The sequence below is a fragment of the Streptomyces sp. NPDC002793 genome, assembly GCF_040295485.1.
Classification (GTDB): Bacteria; Actinomycetota; Actinomycetes; order Streptomycetales; family Streptomycetaceae; genus Streptomyces.
Map to the genome: position 1 here is coordinate 173008 of NZ_JBEOVL010000002.1, position 19259 is coordinate 192266.

Below are 19259 nucleotides of genomic sequence, written 5' to 3' on the forward strand. Positions count from 1 at the left end.
ACATGAACGAACAGGCCACCTCACGGTCGGACGACCCCTTCCACGGGTCCCCGTCCACGGAGGTTCTGCTCACCGCTGAGGTGTTCGACGGCGAGCCCGGATGCATAGCGCAGGCCCGTGCGCTCGCCGACCGTTTCCTGGCACGGCTCGTGGCGGAGTGGCTCGCCGTCCTCGGTGAGCACACCCGCAGCGATCTGATGCTGGCCGTCAGCGAGCTCGTCACGAATGCCGATCGCTACAGCCACGGCCCCTACCTGCTGGAGCTGGAGGGCGACGCCCGTCGCATCAGCGTCACGGTGTACGACAGCAGCACCGCGCTTCCGGTGCTCTACTCCCCCGACCCGGCCCGGCTCGGGGGGCACGGCATGGAGATCGTGGTCGCGCTCTGCGACCGGCTCACGGCCGAGCGGGTGCCCGTCGGCAAGCGCATCCGCGCCGAGTTCACGCTCAGCACCTGAGGGACGTCCCGGCCCGGCACGGTGTCGCGTCCAGCACGCACGGGGAGCGATCGCGCGGTGGCAACGCGTCAGCCTCCACGGTGAAGTTCTGAGCCTTCGGGCGAGGAGGACTACCGTCGGGAGGAGGACCCTGGAGTGATGGACGTACTACTGGAGCAGTACGTCGAATCGCCGCCTCAGGGCTGACGACTCGGCGGCTCCGACGGGACATCGTGGTGTACATGAGTTCCCTCGCGCTTTCCGTGCTGCTGTCCCTGGTCTCCGCGGTCGCCTACGCGGCCGGTGCGATAGTCCAGGAGCGCGTGGCCGCGGCCGGCGACAGCCGCCCGTACGCACCGCTGCGCAACGGCACCTGGTGGGTCGCGGTGGCGCTCAACGGTGTGGGAGCGGTGCTGCACGTCGTGGCGCTGGCGTACGGGCCGCTCAGTCTCGTACAGCCGCTCGGAGCCCTCACGATCGTCTTCGCGCTCCCCATGGCGGCGCTCTTCGTCCGGCGCCGGGCGGGGCGGACCGCCTGGCGCGGTGCCCTGATGGCCACGGTCGGCCTGGCCGGACTGCTGGCGCTCACGGGGAGCGCCGGGTCCCACACACTGGCCGGCCCTGAGCAGTTGACGCTGGCGGCGGGGACGTTCTGTGCCGTGGTGGTCCTGATGGTGCTCGCCAAGGGGCTCCACCGGCCGATGCTGCGCAGTGTGGTGCTGGCCACCGGTGCCGGTGTCGCCTTCGGTATGGCGTCGGTCTTCACGAAGACCGTGGCGATGGAGTGGACCTCCGGATCGGTGACCTCCGGGCTGCCGACGCTCCTGGTGATCGCGGGGCTCGCCGCCGCGGGGCTGCTGCTCTCCCAGGCCGCGTACCGGGGCGCCGGGCTCACGGCGCCGCTGGCGACGGTCACCGTGGTCAACCCGGTCGTGGCGGCCGCCGTGGGCCTCACGATGTTCGGGGAGCAGTTCCGCCACGGCATGGCGGGCACCCTGCTCGCCCTGGGCTGCGGTGCGCTCGCGGCGGCCGGTCTGGTGCTGCTGACCACGGAACGGGTGGGGGCGGAGCGGCGTGCACCGGAGCGGACGCCGGCCGCGGATGCCGACGCCCCGGCCGCGGGGACGGGCGGCCCGCACGCGGTGGTGTTGCCCGAGCAGTCGAAGCCCGCCGTACCCCAGGGGACGGCGGTGCTGCCGGACCCTTTCCCGGCACCCACGGCGCTCTCCCTCCCGTTGACCCTGCCGTCGGACCACGGCGGCGGTCGCCTGGAGTTCGGCGATGGCCGGCCTGCCGCCGTCAAAGGCCGTCGGGGTGACTCGGAGTCCCGGGAAGGGGCCGTTCAGACGCTGGCGCCACCGGCCCTGAGGTAGGCCACCGGGTCGATGTCGGACCCGTAGCCGGGGCCTGTGCGGATCTCGAAGTGCAGGTGCGGGCCGGTGCTGTTGCCGGTGGATCCCGAGCGTGCGATCCGCTGGCCGCTGCCGACCTGCTGCCCCTCGCGCACGTGGAGCGAGGAGAGGTGGGCGTACTGGCTGTACTTGCCGTCGCTGTGGCGGATGACGATCTCGTAGCCGTACGCGCCCGCCCAGCCGGCCGAGACGACCTTTCCGGACGCCACCGCCTTGACCGAGGTGCCGGTGGGGACCGGGAAGTCGACGCCCGTGTGGTAGCCGCTCGACCATGACCCGGCCTGGTGGTACGGCGTGCCGGTACGGGCCGACACCGGGGCGGTGAGGCCGGACCGCTGCTTGGAGACCTGCTTCTGGGGCTGGGGCGGTTTCGATGTCTTCTTGGGGGCCGCGGCGGTCCTGGGCTTCTCCGTGGCCCTGGGCTTCTCCGTGGCCTTGGGAGCGGCGGGCTTGGCCGCGGCCTTCTCCGTGGCCTTCTCGGTGGCCTTGGGTGCTGCCTTCTCCGCGGTCCTCGGAGTGGCGGGCTTCGGAACGGCCTTCTGCTTCGGAGCCGTCGGCGGTGCCGCGGCCACGTCGAGCGTCAGCCGCTGTCCCGGGATTATGAGGTCGGGGTCGGTGCCCACCACGGTGCGGTTGGCCGCGTACAGCCGCTGCCAGCCGCCCTGGACCCGCTCGGCGGACGCGATGCCGGAGAGGGAGTCGCCCCGCGCGACGGTGTACGACTCCTGCTGTCCGGGCACCGAGGCCGGTGACGCCTTGGTTTCCTCGGTGTCACGCGCGGTCCGCTTCGTCTCGGGGCCGGACTCCGAAGCCTTGTCCCGGCCCGTCTCGGCGGTCGCCCGGCGTTCCGACTGCGGGACGGCGTCGGGCGCGTCGCCGCCCTTCTCCAGGCCGGCCCGTACGGAACACGTGGGCCAGGCTCCGGGCCCCTGCCCGTCGAGGACCTTCTCGGCAACGGCTATCTGCTGGTCCTTGGTCGCCAGGTCGGCCCGTGCGGCGTAGGCCGTGCCACCGTAGGCGGCCCAGGTCGATCCGGTGAACTGCAGGCCCCCGTAATGGCCGTTGCCCGTGTTGATGTGCCAGTTTCCGGTCGACTCGCAAGCGGCGACCTTCTCCCACACATCTGTCGTGGCAGCGCCTGCCGAGGCAGCGGTGAGGAGCGGAAGCGCGATGCCCGCACCTCCCGCCGTCACCGTGAGCGAGACACGGTTGATCCGACTGGGCTGATATCTGCGGTGCCGTCCGGTCGCGGCCATGATCAGGTTCCCCCCACTGGCTGTAGGACACGTCGCAAGCGGCCAACTTATAGTCATACGAAGCGTGGTGACAAGTGAACACTTGTCGCTTGCCTCCCGTGCGCCCCTGCGCACCACCTCGAGAACCGAGCGCACGCCCTGCTGAGGGCCTCTGGGGCCGCCCCGGGAAGCAGGTGGGAGAGCGCTCTATCCCGCCTCTTCCCTCCTGTATAAATGCGCCCATGACGGATGCTCTGCGGCCGCCCGGTGCGGCGCCCACACTGGAAGACGTGGCACGGGCCGCCGGCGTCTCGCGCGCGACGGTCTCCAGGGTCGTCAACGGAGTGCGCAACGTCGACCCGGCGATCCAGGAAGCGGTCAGGCAGGCGGTTTCGGTCACCGGCTACAGACCCAACCGCGCGGCGCGCTCCCTGGTCACCCGGCGCGCGGACGCCATCGCGTTGGTGGTGTCGGGCGCGGGTGCCGAGCCGGACGGTGCAGGGTCCGCCGGGGAGAGCTCCTTCACCGCCCGGGTCTCCGCCGATCCCTTCTTCGGCAGGGTGGTGACGGGTGTCGTCAACCACCTGCGGCCGCGAGGAATGCATCCGGTGCTGATGTTCGCCGAGACCTCACGGGACAGGGACGACGTGGTGGCGTATCTGCGACAGGGCAGCGCCGACGGCGCCCTGATCGTCTCGACCCACGCACTGGACCCCCTGCCGGACCTGATCACGGCCGCCGGACTGCCCGCGGTCCTGTACGCGCGCCCCGCTGGGCCCGCAGGGATCAGCTACGTCGATCTGGCCCACCGGGACGGTGCCCGGCTGGCCGCCGAGCATCTGCTGGCGCGCGGATCCCGTCGGATCGCCACCATCAGCGGACCGCTGGACATACCGGCGGCGCAGGAGAGGCTCGCGGGATTCCAGGAGACGATGGCACGGCACGGCCGTGGTGACGTCCCGGTCGCCGAGGGGCGGTTCACCCAGGAGAGCGGGGAGCGGGCGATGGAGCTTCTGCTGGCCGAACACCCCGGCCTGGACGGGGTGTTCGCCGGGAACGACCTCATGGCGACGGGCGCGTGCCATGTGCTGCGTGAACACGGCAGACGGGTGCCCGAGGACGTGGCCGTGGTCGGCTTCGACGACAGCGGCGCCGCCTCGGCCTGTCGGCCGCCGCTCACCACGGTGCGACAACCGGTGGAGGACATGGCCGCGGAGATGACCGGTCTGCTGCTGGCCCGGCTCTCCGCGCCGGACACCCCGGCGACCTCGGTGATCTTCGAGCCTGTGCTGGTCGTCAGGGACTCCGCGTAGGACGGGAGACGGGCGCGACAGGACTTCGGCTCGGGCCAGGTGCCGCCGGGCGATCCCGCCGGGCTGCCTCACAGCGGGATCCGTCAAGCGGCGCACAGGCAGGGGCAGTCGGGCATACGGCCATGACCGGTGCCACGGCCTGGTCCACAGCGGCGGGTGGCCGAGGGGCATCCCCTGTTCGGCACACCTCGGGAGGCCGATCGAACGGGGGAGGTCCGGCGCTTATGCTCGCCGTATGGAGCAGAGCGAAGTCCTCAAGCGAGTGATCGGCATCCTCACGGAAGCGGGAGAGATGCAGCGCCACGCCGAGGAGGACATGGACGGCGACCCGGACGCCGGCGGCAGCATGGTGACGACCCTCCTCAACGAGACGATGCCGCACATCGCCATCCCTTCGGACGCCACCGTCGAGGAGATGGCCGCCCTGGTGGGGCGCGAGGTCGGCGGCGCCGTGGAACAGCTCGTGGGAGCGTTCACCCTGGCCTTCATCGCGCTCGCGCAGATCCACGACTCCGGGCAGGGGGACGTGACCTCCGCCGACGTGCTGCAGGACCTGGCACTGCGGGCCGAGGAGCTGAGCTCGGGGGACGAGGGGCCCGAGGGCGCCTGACCCGCGCCCGCAGGGCGAGCGGGCCGCAGCACGTGTTGCTCGGCGCGCCTGGCCGCGGGCCCGCCGCCCTGCCGTCCGAGCCCTCGCGGGGAACATGACTCCGCGTGGGACTCGCACCAGGAGAGCGCTCTCCCTCATGGCCGCGGTGCGCCCTCGAGGAAGAGCCGGAGGCGGTCAGGGAAGTTCGTAGTTCTCGTCCAGAGCGGCGCCTTCACCGGGGTTGTTCTGGTCGTACCCCCGGGCGTCGCACTGGAGACCGCCCACGATGCAGTGGGCGACCATGGCATCCAGCGTGGCCTCGTCCCAGGCGTTGAAGAAGTCGTAGTGGAAGGAATGGCCCGTGCCGCTGGCCAGCCTCACCCGCGACATGTCACCGTTGACCGGCCAGGCCATCTTGAACTCGATCATCGGCAGGGCGACGGGGTGACCGGTCGGGCAGACGTCCTGGTTCGCGCCCGTGACGATCGGATAGGCCATGTGGGCCTGGTGATCCGGGGTGTCCAGGTGCTTGCCGTCCCAGCAGCTGGGCGCCTGCATACGGAGGTTGAGCTGCGTGTCCCGGCTGGTCGGGCACACGGCCGGGAACTCGTGGTTGTGGTAGCTCTCGCCGCATTCGTACCCCTCGACCGTGCCGGCATGGTCACGGAACTGCTCAGCCGTCTGAGTCGGGCTGCCGACGACGAAGCGCAGCCCTGCGGGGAACGGCCGTACGGTCCGGTAGTCCGTGACACCCGCCTTGTAGTAGATCGTCTGCGGACCGACCGGACGCACCTCCTGGTCGCCGTCGTAGAGGGTGGGCATCCAGTAGGCGGACAGGTCGCCGGGCGCCTTGCAGGTGGTGCGGCCCGCGCCGAGCGAGGCCGTGGTGCTGTTCTCGTCCGTGGTGTCGTTGCCCATGAACGTGTGGTTGTGGGATTTACCGGCCTGGCCGGGATAGACGATCGGGTCGACGGATCCGGTGTGGCTGACCGAGCAGTTCGCCTGGAACTCGTGGAAGTACCGGTGGGGCGGAATCTCGGCGGACGGCTCCACCCCGGTGATCGGCGGGTTCGCAGGTATGTAGCCGTCACCGTCGGGATCGTCGCCCGACGGGACGGGGTCGCCCGCGGGGGCGGTGTGCCCCCGCATGACGTGTGACGCCGCGGCCGGCCCGTCTGCGGGCTGCGGGACCGCCGCCCCTGCCGACGGGACACCGGCGCGGGTGATCGCTGTGAGCCCCATGATCACCAGGGCCAGGGCGGTGGCGACGACGAGGGCGGACACCAGGGTGCCTCTGCTGGATCTTTCGGTCATGCGGACCTCCATGCCGCTCTGCGACCGCGCACATCCGGTGCGCGGTGGGGGGAGTTGAGCTGGGCGGTGCCTCGTCGCACGGGAAGCGCGGCAACTGTGGGAGAGCGCTCTCCCGAGCGCTGTCAGTGTTGCGCCGCCGCCGAGAACATGTCAAGGCTGGGTGAACGCGGTCCGGCATAACGGGTGTTGAGCGATGAGCCTTTACGGGAACCGGGCCGGCGCCGCCCGCACGGTCGGCCACGCGAGGCCGGGGCCGGCGCCCCTTCCGCCATCGTGGCGGGCAGACCCAGGACGCACCGGGTCGGGCATCCGCACCTGCGTGGACCCAGGGGGCACGAAGCCCCCCGGCACGTTCCGGGTGCGGGAAGAACAGTTGCGCCGCGACGGGCGGGGAACCGCCGAACGGACGGCGCGCGGCCGAGAGCCTTGGTGGGATCAGGGCCGAGGTCTGCCGCGACAGGGGGCCACCCCCCTGTCGCGGCCGACCCGCTCACGGGTGCGGGGCCACCGGGGCCCGCGGAACCGCCGGTCAGGCCGTGTGGAGCGTCAGTCCGTAGCGGTTGAGGATCTCGTTGATGGGCTGGTGCCAGGTCTCCCCGCCACCGCTGCAGTTGCCCCAGCCGCCCGACGTGACGCCTTGCGCCTGGTCGCCGCTGATGAACGAGCCGCCGGAGTCACCCGGTTCGGCACAGACGCTGGTCTTGGTCATCTGCCGGACGGCGCCCTGCTGGTAGTTCACCGTCTCGTTCTTGGCCAGGACATTGCCGCAGTGCCAGTGAGTGGTGGAACCGGAACGGCAGACCGAGGCGCCGATCGGGGCCTCGTTGGAACCGCGGACCAGTTGGTCGGACACGGCGCCCCAGCCCAGGACGACCGGGACGGTCCACCAGCCGCTGCCCACGTTCACCCAGGCGTAGTCGTTCTCGGGGAAGGACGAACCCTGGAAGGTGCCGATGGCCGAGCCGTCCCAGCCCCTGACCGCTCCGCCGGCCTGGCCGCAGTGACCCGCGGTCACGAAGCCGCCGTGCACCGAGAAGCCTATGGAGCACCGGACGTTTCCGGTGTAGTACGGGTCGCCGCCCACCGTTCCGGCTGCGAAGGTCTGCGGGGCCTCGGCGGTCTGCTTCACTGTGACGGGGCCGGCCTTGCGTGCCTTCGCGACGAAGGCACGGACATCGTTGTCACCTCGCTCGGATGCGACGACGTTCACCACCACGGTGTTCGCCCGGGGATCGACGTGCCAGCTGCTGACCCCACCGGGGGCGGAGAGCGCGTCCAGCTCGGCCTTGACTGCGTCGAGCTCACGCGCCGTGTGAGCGACCACACGGGTCTCCGCGCCGGTCGCGCGGACGGCGCCGGCCTTGGCCCTGTCCGTGACGGCCACCGTCAGCTTGCCGGTGGCCGCGTCGAACCAGGTACCGCCGAACGACGCCCCGGCAGCACTACGCGCCTTTCCCTGGAGTGCTGTGGCCGCCTTCTCCGCGGTGAGCCGCGCTTCCGCCTGGCTTTTCGTCAGCCCGAGGTCACGCTGCATGGCCGTGACGATCCCCGCCGAAGCCTGGGGTTCGGCCGAGGAGGGGGAGCCGGAGGATGCGGAGGCCTGGGTCAGTCCGGCGGTCGCCCAGGTGCCGATGATGAGCAGTGCGGAGAGTCCGGTCCGCACCATCGTCGTATGTCTCAAGGGAGTGCCCCTTCTGTTGTTCCAGCATCGTGGGGGTGGAACAGGAAGCATCCGAGAGCCTTCTGAGAGCGCTCTCAGAGGTGTCGCCACGGACTGTAGTCCAGTTCGCCGGGCAGGTCCATGCCAATGACGTCGTACGGATCCGCCTTCCGCCGCCGGAGATCAGGGCGTGAGGAGCGGCAGCCCGGCGGCCCGCCATGGCGCACGGAACGCGTCCCACCGGCCGACGGGGTTCGGGAGGGTGTCCCAGATCCGCACAGGCCCGCCCGTTGCGGTGAGCGGTGGCCAGCCGGGGTCGCCGGTGGCCGCGAACTCCGCCCACGCGCCCGTCATGCGCGCGGCGAGGGCGTGGTCGGCGGGGCCCGGGGGTCCTCCGATGAGGAAGTGGACGTTCGCGTCGTCCACGGTGCCGAAGGCGAACGGGATGTCCGCGCAGTGCCAGGCCCTGACCGGCCTCCCCCGGCCGTCACGCTGCCGGACGAACCGCGAGAGGCGGGTCCGGCCACCTCCCCGGGTATGCGCCTCGGCCAGTCGGGAGCTGTACTCGCCGAACATCATGTCCCCGTACACGGCCAGGTAAAGGTCGTGCACGGAGGCCCCCGGCGCGAGTCCGCGATAGGCGTCCATCACGGCTTCCGGAATCCGGAAGTCCGCCGCGAAGGAGGCGAGTCGGTCCTCCCCGGTGACCTTCGCACAGCTGCCCACCTCGTCCAGCAGCCGGTACTCCTCGGCGGTGTGACACACCAGCAGGTCGACCTCGCGGCCGGCGCCGTCGGCGAACGCCGTGAGTGGATCGCGGGGCAGGCCGTCACCCCCTGCCACCGGACCGTAGATCGCCGGGTCGTAATGGCGTGCTCCGGAGCCCGGGTCGCGTCGGTATCCGTCAGTCACCCGGTCGGAGGCATCGACCAGCGCCTTCGGGGAGGCGGACACCAGCCCCTCGTACGTGGCGGACACTCCGGCCGCCGCGGCCACCTCGGTCGTGGTCCGGGCGGCGGACCTGAGCGAGGCGCAGGCGTTCACGGCACTGTGGGCGACGGCGCGCCCGAACAGTCCACGCGCGCCGTCCATCGCCATCAGGCAGGCGACCGAGGACGCCCCGGAGGACTGCCCCGCCACGGTGACGCGGCCGGGGTCGCCGCCGAACGCGGCGATGTCGTCCCGGACCCACTCGAGCGCGGCGATCTGGTCGAGCAGCCCCCGGTTGTCCGGGCAGGGGTCCGTCCCGGCGGCAGGTGGGACATGACCGAACCCCTCGAAGCCCAGCCGGTAGTTGCACGTGACGACCACGAGCCCGTGGCCGGCCAGGACGGTGCCGTCGAAGTCAGGCTGCGCCGAGGAGCCGAAGACGTAGGCACCGCCGTGGATCCAGACGAGCACGGGCAGCGCGTCGCCGTCGTTCCCCGGCGTCCAGATGTTGAGGCTGAGGACGTCCTCGTCGCCGGGAGACCATGCGGGTGCTCCCGGCAACCGCGCCGACTGCGGTGCCACGGGCCCGAAGGCGGCACAGTCCCTGATCCCGTCCCAGGACGCGGCCGGGCGCGGGGCCCGGAACCGGCCGGCTCCGAACGGCGGTGCGGCGTACGGGATCCCGCGCAGCACGGTCACTTCGGGCGCGTGCGGGGACGTGGATCCCGCGACCGGCCCGCTCCGTGTCCTGAACACCCTCATCCGCGCTCCCCTGCCGTCGTCGCCCCGCCGTCTGCCGGACGGGCACGGCGATCAGCCTGGCAGTGGGCGGGCGTCCCGGGCCAACACCGGAATCGCGTCGATTGACGCGGTTGCGATGTGAATCGTGCCCGGACCACGCTCGTCCGCTGCTGAGCGGCTCCTGTCCCCGCATGTGGGATGCACGGCCCTATGCCCGTGGCGGCATGCCCGCTCGGCACGGATCCTGGAGCGACAGGGACCGGTGACGCGTCGGGCCCGACCTGGCAAGCGAGGTGACCACCATGACGACCGACTCCTCACCGACGGCGGGTGTGCGGGTACCGGACACGAGGCTCGCGGCAGAGGCGACCGCACTGGTACGTGACGTGACCGACGATCTCATCTACCACCACTCACGCCGGGTCTTCTTCTTCGGCGCCGCGTGCGGCCGTGGGCGCGATCTCTCCTGGGACCCGGAACTGCTCTACGTCGGGGCCATGTTCCACGACCTCGGGCTCGGCGAGCGCTTCCGCTCCGGCGGCCGGCGCTTCGAGGTGGACGGTGCGGACGAGGCACGCCGGTTCCTGCGGTCGCACGGAGTGCCGGAGGACAGCGTCCGTCGGGTGTGGACGGCCATCGCCCTGCACACCACACCGGGCATCCCCGCCTTCATGGAACCCGAGGTGGCACTGGTGACGGCCGGTGTGGAGTACGACGTGCTCGGCATCGGCTACGAGGACGTGTCCGACGCGGACCGGGCCTCGATCGTCGCACTCCATCCACGGCCGGACTTCAAGCGGCGGATCCTTGCCGCGTTCACCGACGGGATCCGCTCGAAGCCCGAGACGGCCTTCGGCAACGTGAAGGCCGATGTGCTCCAGCACTATGTCCCCGGCTTCGAACGCGGGGACTTCGTCCGTACGGTTCTGGACTCGCCGTGGCCCGAGTGACACCGCTCCGCGGCGCCCGCCCCACGTGGACGCGGTGACAGTCCCGGCCGCGGTCCCGGTCACAGGTGCGTACGTCCTGACGTCCGCCGGGGTCAGCTCCCGACGAGTTCCCGCACGGTGGCCATGTCACTGAAGGGCAGCAACTCGTCACCGACGATCTGGTAGGGCTCGCTGCCCTTGCCCGCGATCAGGACGACGTCCCCCGGACCGGCTTCCGCCAGGGCGAAATCGATGGCCCTGCGCCGGTCCGCGAAGCGTTCGTAGCGGGTTCCGGTGGACTCGATGCCGGGTGCGACCTGGTCCAGGATCCTCTCGGGGTCCTCGCCGCGCGGGTTGTCCGAGGTGAGCACGCAGAGATCGGAGTGGGTGCCCGCGATCTCCCCCATCTCGGCGCGCTTGGTGGTGTCCCTGTCCCCGCCGCAGCCGAACACGGTGATGACCTTGGACCGGGCGAAGCCCCGGATGGTGCTCAGCACCTTGTTCAGGGAGTCCGGGGAGTGCGCGTAGTCCACGATCACCGAGATGTCGTCCGTGGTGGTGAAACGTTCGAACCGGCCCGGGATCTGCGGCATCCGTTCCAGCGCGGCGACCAGGCCCGGCAGGGCGTGGCCCAGGGTGTGGCAGGCCGCCACCGTGGCCAGCGCGTTGGACACGGAGAACCTGCCGGGCGCGGGGATCGCGGCGGGATACTTGCGGCCGTCGTGGTGCAGCGTGAAGCGGGTGCCCGAGGCGTCGACGACCAGGTCGGTGGCCCGGTAGTCGGCCTCGGTGTCCAGGGCGTACGTGGTCACCGCACCGGGCATCATCGCAGCGACGAGGGCGCCCACCGGGTCGTCGGCATTGACCACGGCGTGCTTGCACAGCCCTTGGAAGAGCCGGAGTTTGGCGTCCCGGTAGTTCTCCATGGTGCCGTGGTCGTCCAGGTGGTCCTGGCTCAGGTTGGTGAAGACCCCCACGTCGACGAACGTGCGGTCGACGCGGTGCGTGAGCAGGCCCATGGACGTGGCCTCCAGCACCACGGTCCCCACCCCGCGATCGCGCATGCAGCCGAGCAGGTACTGCAGGTCGGGGGATTCCGGGGTGGTCAGCACCGACCGGGGCATCGGGATCAGCTCGTCGCCGATGCGGCTGCCCGCCGTGCCGATGACTCCGGCTTTCGCGCCCTCGGAGATCCGCAGCACGGACTCGACCATGTACGACACGGAGGTCTTCCCGTTGGTGCCGGTGATCGCCACCATGTCCATCCGGCGGCCGGGTTCGCCGTAGTAGCGGGAGGCCGCGACTGCGGCCATGCTCCGGGTCTCCGGCACCTGTACGACACACACGTCCACCATGGACGCGGGCAGCTCGAAGCCGTCCTCCACGACGACCGCCGCCGCGCCCCGGGCGAGGGCCGGGGCGACCGCGCCGGGGCCGCCTTCCACGTGTCCGGGCACGGCGATGAACAGCGATCCCGGCGCCACCCGGTCCGCGTCGAAGGCCGTCCCGGCGGTGATGTACGTCCTCTCCGGGTCGCCCTGCAGGACGTGGTGGGCCTGTCCGGCCAGCAGCTCGCTCAGCTTCAAGATGGTCCCTTCGAGGGGTGGCTAGAGCCTGGTGCGGCCGTTGCCGGAATGCCGCGACGGCGGTGCGCCGAAGCAGCGGTGGTGAAGTGGAGCCCGTGCCGCGCGCTCGGATCGGGCGCGGAGGTGACGCGGAGGAGCGGGGCGGGGCGTCGCCCGGGGGGCGGTGACCGCCTGAAGGTCGCTAGCCGTGCCCGTGCAGGGCGTTACGGCAGCTCGGGGGCACACCGAGGGCGGCCTGGTGCAGGCACTTCCCTATGACCACGGCGCGACCCATGTGCCGAGTGTACGCCGGACGGGTGCCCCGGATTCCGCTTCATCGGTGTACGGCTGCTCCCCACCCTCGTGACGCGTCGAGCGCGAAGCGCGTCGACGCGTGCCTGGACTCGGTCATGCCGGTCGCCGAGCTCGACGGTCGGCCCCGACGGCGGTGGCGATCGTGGCGGTGCCGCGAAGCCCCGGAACCCGCTTCCGTTGCGCCGCTCGCCGGACCGGAGTGGAATTGCGTACAGGGGGACCCGGAGAAAGGGACACGCCATGAGCGACAGCGACCGGGGGGACGACGTCTACCAGCCGCAGGAGCCGGAGGCCTCCGACCCCGCTGACCTGCTGGATCCGGAGGACACCCTGGACACGTCCGGGATCACCGACGCCCTGGACGAGGGCTACTCCCCGCCCGACCGGCCCTGGGCGGTCGACGACGAGGGCACCACCGCCTCGGAGCAGCACACGGGCGAGTCCCTCGACAGCCGTCTCACCAGGGAGGTCCCCGAGAGCGCCGATCCTGTCCCCGACGTCCCCGGCGATCCGGTGGACGGCGACGGGGAGCTCTACGACGTGGAGGGAGCGGGGCCGGAGCTCGCGGGCAGGCTCACGCAGGAGGGCGACGGGCATGTGCCCTCCACCCTCACCGCGCAGGACGTCGGCATCGACGGCGCGGCGGCGTCCGCCGAGGAAGCGGCGATGCACCTGATCCCCGAGGAGCGGGACCTCTTCGGGGACGAGCCGGTGCTCTGAGGCAGCGCCGTCGGACGCGGCCCACGGGGCCCCCGGGGCCAGGGAGCACGGACCTACCCGGCCGAAACGCACTGGTGCGGTGCCCGCGCCGATGAAAACGCTTGGACGCCGACCACCCGGCCGCGCAAGACTCCCTCTCCCCGGACCTCCTGCCATGGACGCGCGGCCTTCCGCAGGCCGCGGCTCGGTGCCTTCTCGGCACACTGGCCTCCCCCACGGCGGAGCCCGGAGCAACTGCCCGCGAAACGACATGAGGTCGGCATGGGATCGCAGCAGTCTCACGGCAACGGACCGGGCAAGGGCCCGGTCCGGCTCGCACTCCGTCACTACCTGCGGGAACTCTCCCGCCAACGCAGACTTTCCGTCCCCGGGCTCATACTCCCGGCGCTCGGCAACATCGGAATCACCTACATCGCGCCGCTGGTCGTCGCCAAACTCGTCGGCCGGATCGCCGAGGACGGAACCCTGGGCCTCCGTGAGGCACTGCCCTACGTCGGTGTGTTCGCCGGAGTGCTGCTCCTGGCGGAAACCATGTGGCGGCTGGGACTGCACTGCCTCAACCGCGTCGACGCCCGAGGCATCGAGAACCTGTATGTCACCGGTATGGACGAGCTGTTCGCCAAGGACGCCTCGTTCTACCAGGACAACTTCGCCGGATCACTGACCAAGAGGGTGCTGAGTTTCGCCTCACGCTTCGAGGATTTCATCGACACCCTCACGTTCAACGTCGTCGGGAGTCTGGCCCCGCTGCTGTTCGGCACGGTGATCCTGTGGACCTACGACCCCCTGCTGGTGGCCGGCCTGCTGACGATGATCGCCGTGACCGCGGTGTGCGCCGCGCCTCTCATCCGACGCCGGCAGAAACTGGTCGACCGGCGCGAGGAGGCGATCGCCCGGGTGTCGGGCCATGTGTCCGACGTACTGATGAACATGGACACCGTGCGCGCCTTCGCCGCCGAGGAACGCGAGGCCGCCGAGCACCGGGCGCGGGTCGCGGAGTCCCGACGGCTGACGATGCGCTCGTGGGACTACGGCAATCTGCGCATCGACACGCTCGTCGCACCGATGTCGGTGCTCACCAACGCCATGGGCCTGCTCCTCGCCGTCGGGATCGGCGCAGGCGGCGGCAGCGTCGAGGCGATCGTGGTCGCCTTCACCTACTACACCGGTTCGACCCGCATCATGTTCGAGTTCAATCAGATCTACCGTCGCCTCGAGAGCTCGATGACCGAGGCCGCCCAGTTCACCGAGCTGCTCCTCGTCGAACCCGGCGTGCTCGACCCCGTAGCTCCGGAGCCACTGAACCCGCAGGCCGCGGGCGTCCGCTTCGAGCAGGTCACCTTCGCCCACGACGGGGGCGACCCCATCTTCGAGGGGCTGGAGCTCGACGTACCGAGCGGGGCCAGGATCGGTCTCGTCGGGCGGTCGGGCGGCGGCAAGACCACGCTCACCCGGCTGCTCCTGCGGATGGCCGACGTCCGATCCGGCCGCATCCTGATCGGCGGTCAGGACATCAGCCGGTTACGCCAGTCCGACCTGCGGAGCCTGATCGCGTACGTCCCGCAGGAACCGGCCATGTTCCACCGCACCCTGCGCGAGAACATCCGGTTCGCCCGCCCGGACGCCACGGACGCGGAGATCCGCGCCGCCGCCGAAGCGGCCCATGTCACGGAGTTCGCGGACCAACTGCCGTCCGGCTTCGACACGATGGTCGGGGAGCGCGGCGTCAAGCTCTCCGGCGGGCAGCGCCAGCGGGTCGCCCTCGCCCGGGCGATCCTGCGCGACGCGCCGGTCCTGCTGCTCGACGAGGCCACCAGCGCGCTGGACTCCGAGAGCGAGACCCTCGTCCAACAGGCGCTGTGGCGGTTGATGGAGGGTCGGACCGCGCTGGTCGTCGCGCACCGCCTGAGTACGGTCGCGGCCATGGACCGGCTCATCGTGCTCGACCACGGCCGCATCGCGGAGCAGGGTACGCATCACGAGCTCCTGCACACCGACGGCGCCTACGCCAAGCTCTGGCACCACCAGTCCGGTGGCTTCCTCGTCGACACCGCCACCGGCGAGAGGCACCGAGTGCATCCGAACCAGGCCCAGTCGTGACGCCGCCCACAGACCGCGCTCCGCAAGGGACCGAGCGGCGATGCAACAGTTCGTCGACAACCATCCGGGGAACATCGGCGACACCACAGCCGCCTCCCCGTCCGTGGTCGTCCGCACCTCGTAAGCTCGGAAGCGCAGCGCGTTCCATCCCGGCGGTCGGCCGAACTGCCGAAGACCACGAGACCGGAAGCAGGCAAGAGCCACAATGAGCAGCACAGCGCAGATCGGTGTCACGGGGCTTGCCGTCATGGGGCGCAACCTGGCCCGGAACTTCGCACGCAACGGGTACACCGTCGCCCTCCACAACCGCACGGCCGCCCGCACCCAGGAGCTCGTCGAACAGTTCGGCGACGAAGGTGACTTCATCGCGACCGAGAGTGCCGAGGAGTTCGTGGCGGCCCTGGAAAGGCCACGGCGCCTGGTCATCATGGTGAAGGCCGGAGATCCCACGGACGCGGTGATCGCGGAGTTCGCGCCTCTCCTCGAACCCGGCGACGTGATCATCGACGGAGGCAACGCACACTTCGCCGACACGCGCCGCCGGGAGCACGAGTTGCGCGCGCAGAGCATCCACTTCGTCGGCACCGGCATCTCGGGCGGCGAGGAGGGCGCGCTCGACGGACCGAGCATCATGCCGGGCGGCAGCAAGGAGTCGTACGACTCGCTCGGGCCGATGCTGGAGAAGATCTCCGCAAAGGCCAAGGACGGCGCCCCGTGCGTCACACACATCGGGGCGGACGGCGCCGGGCACTTCGTGAAGATGACCCATAACGGCATCGAGTACGCGGACATGCAGCTCATCGCCGAGGCGTACCACCTGCTCCGGGACGTGGCCGGCTACTCCCCCGCGCAGATCGCGGACATCTTCCGTACCTGGAACACCGGGCGTCTGGACTCCTACCTCATCGAGATCACCGCAGAGGTGCTCTCGCATGTCGATGTGGCGACCGGCAACCCCTTCGTGGATGTCGTGCTCGACCAGGCGGAGCAGAAGGGCACCGGCCGCTGGACCGTACAGATCGCCCTCGACCTGGGCGTTCCCGTCTCCGGCATCGCCGAGGCCGTCTTCGCCCGCTCCGTCTCCGGCCACGCCGACCTCCGCGACGCCTCACGCGACCTCGCAGGACCGACCGCCCGCACACTCGGCACGGACGAGGCGGCGGCCTTCGCCGACCAGGTCGAGCAGGCCCTGTACGCCTCGAAGATTGTTGCCTACACCCAGGGCTTCCACGAGATCTCCGCCGGCAGCAAGCAGTACGACTGGAACATCGACCTCGGCAAGGTCGCCTCCATCTGGCGCGGCGGATGCATCATCCGGGCCGCGTTCCTCGACAGGATCACCAACGCCTACGAATCCCAGCCCCACATGCCCAGCCTCCTCTCCGACAAGAGCTTCGCAGAGGAGATCGCCGCCGCCCAGGACGACTGGCGCACCGTGATCGCCACCGCCGTCACCCAGGGCGTCCCCACCCCCGCCTTCGCCGCCGCCCTCGCCTACTACGACTCCTTGCGCGCCGAACGCCTCCCCGCTGCCCTCACCCAGGGCCAACGCGACTACTTCGGCGCACACACCTACCACCGCACCGACCGCAAGGGCACCTTCCACACCCTCTGGGGCGGTGACAGGACCGAAGTCCAGAGCTGACCGACGCCCGGCGAAAGCTCCAGCACCGGAAGGGAATCTCCTCGGAGGCCTTTTTCGGCACTGCCAGGGCCCTTACCTGCGTACCTGGTTGAACGACCCCGAAAAGCGTCTGCGACAGACGTGAGAGTCCCCAGGATGTCACCCCGGGAGCCTTCGCTGATCACAGTTGGGGCAGGCCGGACGCAGGACCGATCCGGCGCTCTTGAGGTCGGCCCAGTCATGGGGGCAGTGGGTACACGCCAGGTATCCGCCGGACACCGTGATCGCGGTGCCTCCGAGAGACCGGTGGAAGTCATCGGCGCGCCTCTTGCTCCGTTCCGTTTCTCCCCTGGTGGCGCCGCTTCCCGGCGTGAACGGCTAGGGCTCGACAGGCCGGTCGGGTACGGCGATCGGTGCCGGGCTCACGGGGCGGCGGCGCGGGCCAGGAGCACCGCCGCCCAGCGCGGCGGTGCCGCGGCGTCCGGGCTCACTGGGCGCGGCAGGTCCTGAGGTAGCTGAGGAACGATGCCTGCAGCCCCGTCACGTGCGTTTCGTGCATGAGTGCGCTGGTGACGGATCCGCCGCGTGAGGTGAGGTGGTGAAGGAACGTGGCCGCGTTCTTCGCGAGATTCTGGTAGACCGGCAGGTCACCGAGGATCTCTCGGTCGTTGAAGGTCACGTGAAGTTTGGTAGCGGGCAGGGTGTCACCCATCGCTTGCAGACGAGCGAATATCTGGCTGTCCGCACCGACGATGCCGGGGCTGCCCGCGCCGATGCTCTCGAAGAAGTCGCTCCTGGTGAGCCAGGCGTAGAGGCTGAAGAGTCCGCCGTAGGAGTATCCGAAGAGGCCGTGACCGCTCGGGGCTGTGCCGTAGTCGCGTTCGATCCGCGGGTGCAGGTCGTCGGTGATGAAGTCCAGGAACATGTCCCCGCGGCTGTCGCTCAGTTCGGCGAGGTAGGAGTCGGCTTGCTCGCGAGTCATCGTGCCTGTCTCGACGCCCATCTCCACCGCATCGACGTACTCCTTCGCGATGGGTTCGCCGGGGGGCACGAGGTCGCGGTTGCGGAGCCGCTCCCACTGCTCCGCTTCGTCGCCCGCGTAGCCCACGCTGACTTGGACGTAGGGCTGGATCGGCTGCATGGGGTCGAGTTGCGTGACGGTGAGGGGGGCAGTCATGCCCACGGCCCAGTTGCCGTCGAGGACGTACACGACAGGCGCCTGGGCCACGGCGGGGTCGTAGGCCGGTGGCGTGGTGACCCAGATGCCGTAGTCGTGCCCACCGCTGGAGCGCATCTCGAAGTACTCGGTGTGGGGCAGGCAGCCTTGCCATATGGTGCTCATCTGAGGTCCTTCGCGATGTGGCCGGCCAGGATGACGAGGCCGGCGTTGTTGGGGTCGGAGACGTGAGCGTCGATCGGGCCGGGCGTCATCGCCGGTCCCTCGGCGTCGACTCGCTCACCGTGCACGCCGGAGGAGCCGAGTCGGGTGATGCGGTCGTTCCCGATGGTGACGTCGAGGTCGCTGGGGTCGCGCCCCGATCCGTCGATGACCGCCGAGCCGACCACATGAGCGGTCCCATGATCGATCCTCCGTCGTCGCGAGCCGGCTGCGACCATGTGCGGAGCAACACGGAACCACCGAACTGTCTTTTCCAATGGATAAACTGTGGGAATGATCCTGTCAACCTCGGAACGCAAGGGCAGCGCGCGCGAGCGACTCCTGGCACGGCTTCTCGACGCCTTCGGCGAGGCCCTCCCACCGCCGGAGATGTCGCTCCGTGAGATCGCCGCCCGGATCGAGACCAGTCACGCGTTGCTGCGCTACCACTTCGGGTCGCTCCCGGGCGTCCTGGCCGCAATGCTCACGGCGCAGCGGTCCCGAGACAACGAGGCACTTCTGGAGGCCGCTCAGCAGGGCAGCTTCAACGATTTCGTTGCCGCGATCTGGCGCGCCTACACCCGACCGGAGCAGCTGTCGCGTACCCGCGGCTTCTTCTACGTCGTCGGACTGGCCGCGCACGACCCCGGGGACTTCCGCGAGTTCGTGGAGTCGATCGGCGACCTGACCGTGACGCTGTCCTCACTCGCGGAACGCGAAGGGCTCGGCGCCGAGGAAGCGCGGGCTGTGGCCGGCGTCACCGTTGCCGCGATCCGCGGCCTCCTCCTGCAGGAAGTCCTGACACCCGGAACCCGCTCGGAGGACGCGGTCCCCTTGATCCTGAGCATGAAGGAGGCCCGAACCGTTCCACGATCAGATCCGGAGCGTTGAGCAGGCCCTCGACCCGGGCCGCCGCCTCGTCTGCCCCCCGGCTCTCGGACTCGACACGGCGCTGATCTTGCGCACGTCGGCTCTCGGCCGGCGCAGAAGTGCCTGG

Annotated in this window: 16 protein-coding genes; 9 read left to right on the forward strand and 7 right to left on the reverse strand. The window is 70.5% G+C overall.

From position 1 onward, the window contains the following. Positions 1-2: 2 nt before the first annotated feature. Together ABT001_RS02545 and ABT001_RS02550 are read left to right on the forward strand one after the other, a co-directional pair. Positions 3-458: an ATP-binding protein gene (locus ABT001_RS02545; RefSeq protein ID WP_351271166.1), complete on the forward strand. Its 456-nt coding sequence runs from the start codon at positions 3-5 to the stop codon at positions 456-458. A gap of 221 nt (positions 459-679) precedes the next feature. Continuing rightward, on the forward strand, positions 680-1810 hold the full coding sequence (locus tag ABT001_RS02550) for a DMT family transporter (RefSeq protein WP_351271169.1): 1131 nt from the start codon (positions 680-682) through the stop codon (positions 1808-1810). Here ABT001_RS02550 and ABT001_RS02555 read toward each other — a convergent pair. Beyond that, positions 1780-3105 carry a transglycosylase family protein gene (locus tag ABT001_RS02555; protein WP_351271171.1) on the reverse strand — a complete coding sequence of 442 codons (1326 nt, stop codon included), beginning with the start codon at positions 3103-3105 and terminating at the stop codon, positions 1780-1782. The genes ABT001_RS02550 and ABT001_RS02555 overlap by 31 nt on opposite strands. 221 nt (positions 3106-3326) lie before the next feature. Between ABT001_RS02555 and ABT001_RS02560 the strand changes: the two genes are divergently transcribed. Both ABT001_RS02560 and ABT001_RS02565 read left to right on the forward strand, forming a co-directional pair. Further along, positions 3327-4397 (forward strand): LacI family DNA-binding transcriptional regulator, encoded by a 1071-nt coding sequence (locus tag ABT001_RS02560; RefSeq protein WP_351271174.1) that lies wholly within the window; start codon positions 3327-3329, stop codon positions 4395-4397. Between the two features lie 235 nt (positions 4398-4632). After that, a complete protein-coding gene (locus ABT001_RS02565; protein WP_351271176.1) occupies positions 4633-5007 on the forward strand; it encodes a hypothetical protein in 375 nt (124 codons plus the stop codon). Positions 5008-5181: 174 nt separating this feature from the next. Here the strand turns inward: ABT001_RS02565 and ABT001_RS02570 are convergent, their stop codons facing one another. The 3 genes from ABT001_RS02570 to ABT001_RS02580 form a co-directional block, all read right to left on the reverse strand. Next, the gene (locus ABT001_RS02570; RefSeq protein WP_351271178.1) at positions 5182-6300 is read right to left on the reverse strand and encodes a DUF1996 domain-containing protein; all 1119 of its coding nucleotides are present in this window, start codon (positions 6298-6300) and stop codon (positions 5182-5184) included. A gap of 529 nt (positions 6301-6829) precedes the next feature. After that, entirely contained in the window at positions 6830-7966 is a 1137-nt protein-coding gene (locus ABT001_RS02575) for a S1 family peptidase (RefSeq protein WP_351271544.1), read from the reverse strand. Between the two features lie 177 nt (positions 7967-8143). Next, positions 8144-9652, reverse strand: coding sequence for a carboxylesterase/lipase family protein (locus ABT001_RS02580; protein ID WP_351271181.1), 1509 nt, complete (start codon positions 9650-9652; stop codon positions 8144-8146). Positions 9653-9933: 281 nt separating this feature from the next. On the opposite strand from ABT001_RS02580, the gene ABT001_RS02585 reads away from it, so the two are divergent. Then, positions 9934-10581 (forward strand): HD domain-containing protein, encoded by a 648-nt coding sequence (locus ABT001_RS02585; RefSeq protein WP_351271184.1) that lies wholly within the window; start codon positions 9934-9936, stop codon positions 10579-10581. Between the two features lie 92 nt (positions 10582-10673). On the opposite strand, the gene ABT001_RS02590 is transcribed toward ABT001_RS02585, so the two are convergent. Next, positions 10674-12146: a UDP-N-acetylmuramoyl-L-alanyl-D-glutamate--2,6-diaminopimelate ligase gene (locus tag ABT001_RS02590; RefSeq protein ID WP_351271187.1), complete on the reverse strand. Its 1473-nt coding sequence runs from the start codon at positions 12144-12146 to the stop codon at positions 10674-10676. Between the two features lie 534 nt (positions 12147-12680). Between ABT001_RS02590 and ABT001_RS02595 the strand changes: the two genes are divergently transcribed. The 3 genes from ABT001_RS02595 (at position 12681) to gnd (ending at position 16905) form a co-directional block, all read left to right on the forward strand. After that, positions 12681-13160, forward strand: coding sequence for a DUF5709 domain-containing protein (locus ABT001_RS02595; protein WP_351271190.1), 480 nt, complete (start codon positions 12681-12683; stop codon positions 13158-13160). A gap of 261 nt (positions 13161-13421) precedes the next feature. Then, positions 13422-15260: an ABC transporter ATP-binding protein gene (locus ABT001_RS02600; protein ID WP_351271192.1), complete on the forward strand. Its 1839-nt coding sequence runs from the start codon at positions 13422-13424 to the stop codon at positions 15258-15260. Between the two features lie 205 nt (positions 15261-15465). After that, a complete protein-coding gene (gnd, locus tag ABT001_RS02605) occupies positions 15466-16905 on the forward strand; it encodes an NADP-dependent phosphogluconate dehydrogenase (protein ID WP_351271194.1) in 1440 nt (479 codons plus the stop codon). A gap of 466 nt (positions 16906-17371) precedes the next feature. On the opposite strand, the gene ABT001_RS02610 is transcribed toward gnd, so the two are convergent. Both ABT001_RS02610 and ABT001_RS02615 read right to left on the reverse strand, forming a co-directional pair. Beyond that, positions 17372-18226, reverse strand: a complete 855-nt coding sequence (locus ABT001_RS02610; RefSeq protein ID WP_351271197.1) for an alpha/beta hydrolase — start codon at positions 18224-18226, stop codon at positions 17372-17374. Beyond that, a complete protein-coding gene (locus tag ABT001_RS02615; RefSeq protein ID WP_351271199.1) occupies positions 18223-18501 on the reverse strand; it encodes a hypothetical protein in 279 nt (92 codons plus the stop codon). Before ABT001_RS02615 ends, ABT001_RS02610 begins: the two co-directional genes overlap by 4 nt. Positions 18502-18556: 55 nt before the next feature. Between ABT001_RS02615 and ABT001_RS02620 the strand changes: the two genes are divergently transcribed. Continuing rightward, a complete protein-coding gene (locus ABT001_RS02620; protein ID WP_502967402.1) occupies positions 18557-19153 on the forward strand; it encodes a TetR/AcrR family transcriptional regulator in 597 nt (198 codons plus the stop codon). The last annotated feature ends 106 nt before the right edge of the window (positions 19154-19259 follow it).

Coding starts and splice junctions, on each gene's coding strand:
- gnd (WP_351271194.1), top strand. CDS start 15,466: ATGAGCAGCACAGCGCAGATCGGTGTCACGGGGCTTGCCGTCATGGGG.
- ABT001_RS02615 (WP_351271199.1), bottom strand. CDS start 18,501: ATGGTCGCAGCCGGCTCGCGACGACGGAGGATCGATCATGGGACCGCT.
- ABT001_RS02575 (WP_351271544.1), bottom strand. CDS start 7,966: ATGGTGCGGACCGGACTCTCCGCACTGCTCATCATCGGCACCTGGGCG.
- ABT001_RS02550 (WP_351271169.1), top strand. CDS start 680: ATGAGTTCCCTCGCGCTTTCCGTGCTGCTGTCCCTGGTCTCCGCGGTC.
- ABT001_RS02610 (WP_351271197.1), bottom strand. CDS start 18,226: ATGAGCACCATATGGCAAGGCTGCCTGCCCCACACCGAGTACTTCGAG.
- ABT001_RS02565 (WP_351271176.1), top strand. CDS start 4,633: ATGGAGCAGAGCGAAGTCCTCAAGCGAGTGATCGGCATCCTCACGGAA.
- ABT001_RS02620 (WP_502967402.1), top strand. CDS start 18,557: ATGATCCTGTCAACCTCGGAACGCAAGGGCAGCGCGCGCGAGCGACTC.
- ABT001_RS02595 (WP_351271190.1), top strand. CDS start 12,681: ATGAGCGACAGCGACCGGGGGGACGACGTCTACCAGCCGCAGGAGCCG.
- ABT001_RS02600 (WP_351271192.1), top strand. CDS start 13,422: ATGGGATCGCAGCAGTCTCACGGCAACGGACCGGGCAAGGGCCCGGTC.
- ABT001_RS02570 (WP_351271178.1), bottom strand. CDS start 6,300: ATGACCGAAAGATCCAGCAGAGGCACCCTGGTGTCCGCCCTCGTCGTC.
- ABT001_RS02555 (WP_351271171.1), bottom strand. CDS start 3,105: ATGGCCGCGACCGGACGGCACCGCAGATATCAGCCCAGTCGGATCAAC.
- ABT001_RS02545 (WP_351271166.1), top strand. CDS start 3: ATGAACGAACAGGCCACCTCACGGTCGGACGACCCCTTCCACGGGTCC.
- ABT001_RS02560 (WP_351271174.1), top strand. CDS start 3,327: ATGACGGATGCTCTGCGGCCGCCCGGTGCGGCGCCCACACTGGAAGAC.
- ABT001_RS02580 (WP_351271181.1), bottom strand. CDS start 9,652: ATGAGGGTGTTCAGGACACGGAGCGGGCCGGTCGCGGGATCCACGTCC.
- ABT001_RS02585 (WP_351271184.1), top strand. CDS start 9,934: ATGACGACCGACTCCTCACCGACGGCGGGTGTGCGGGTACCGGACACG.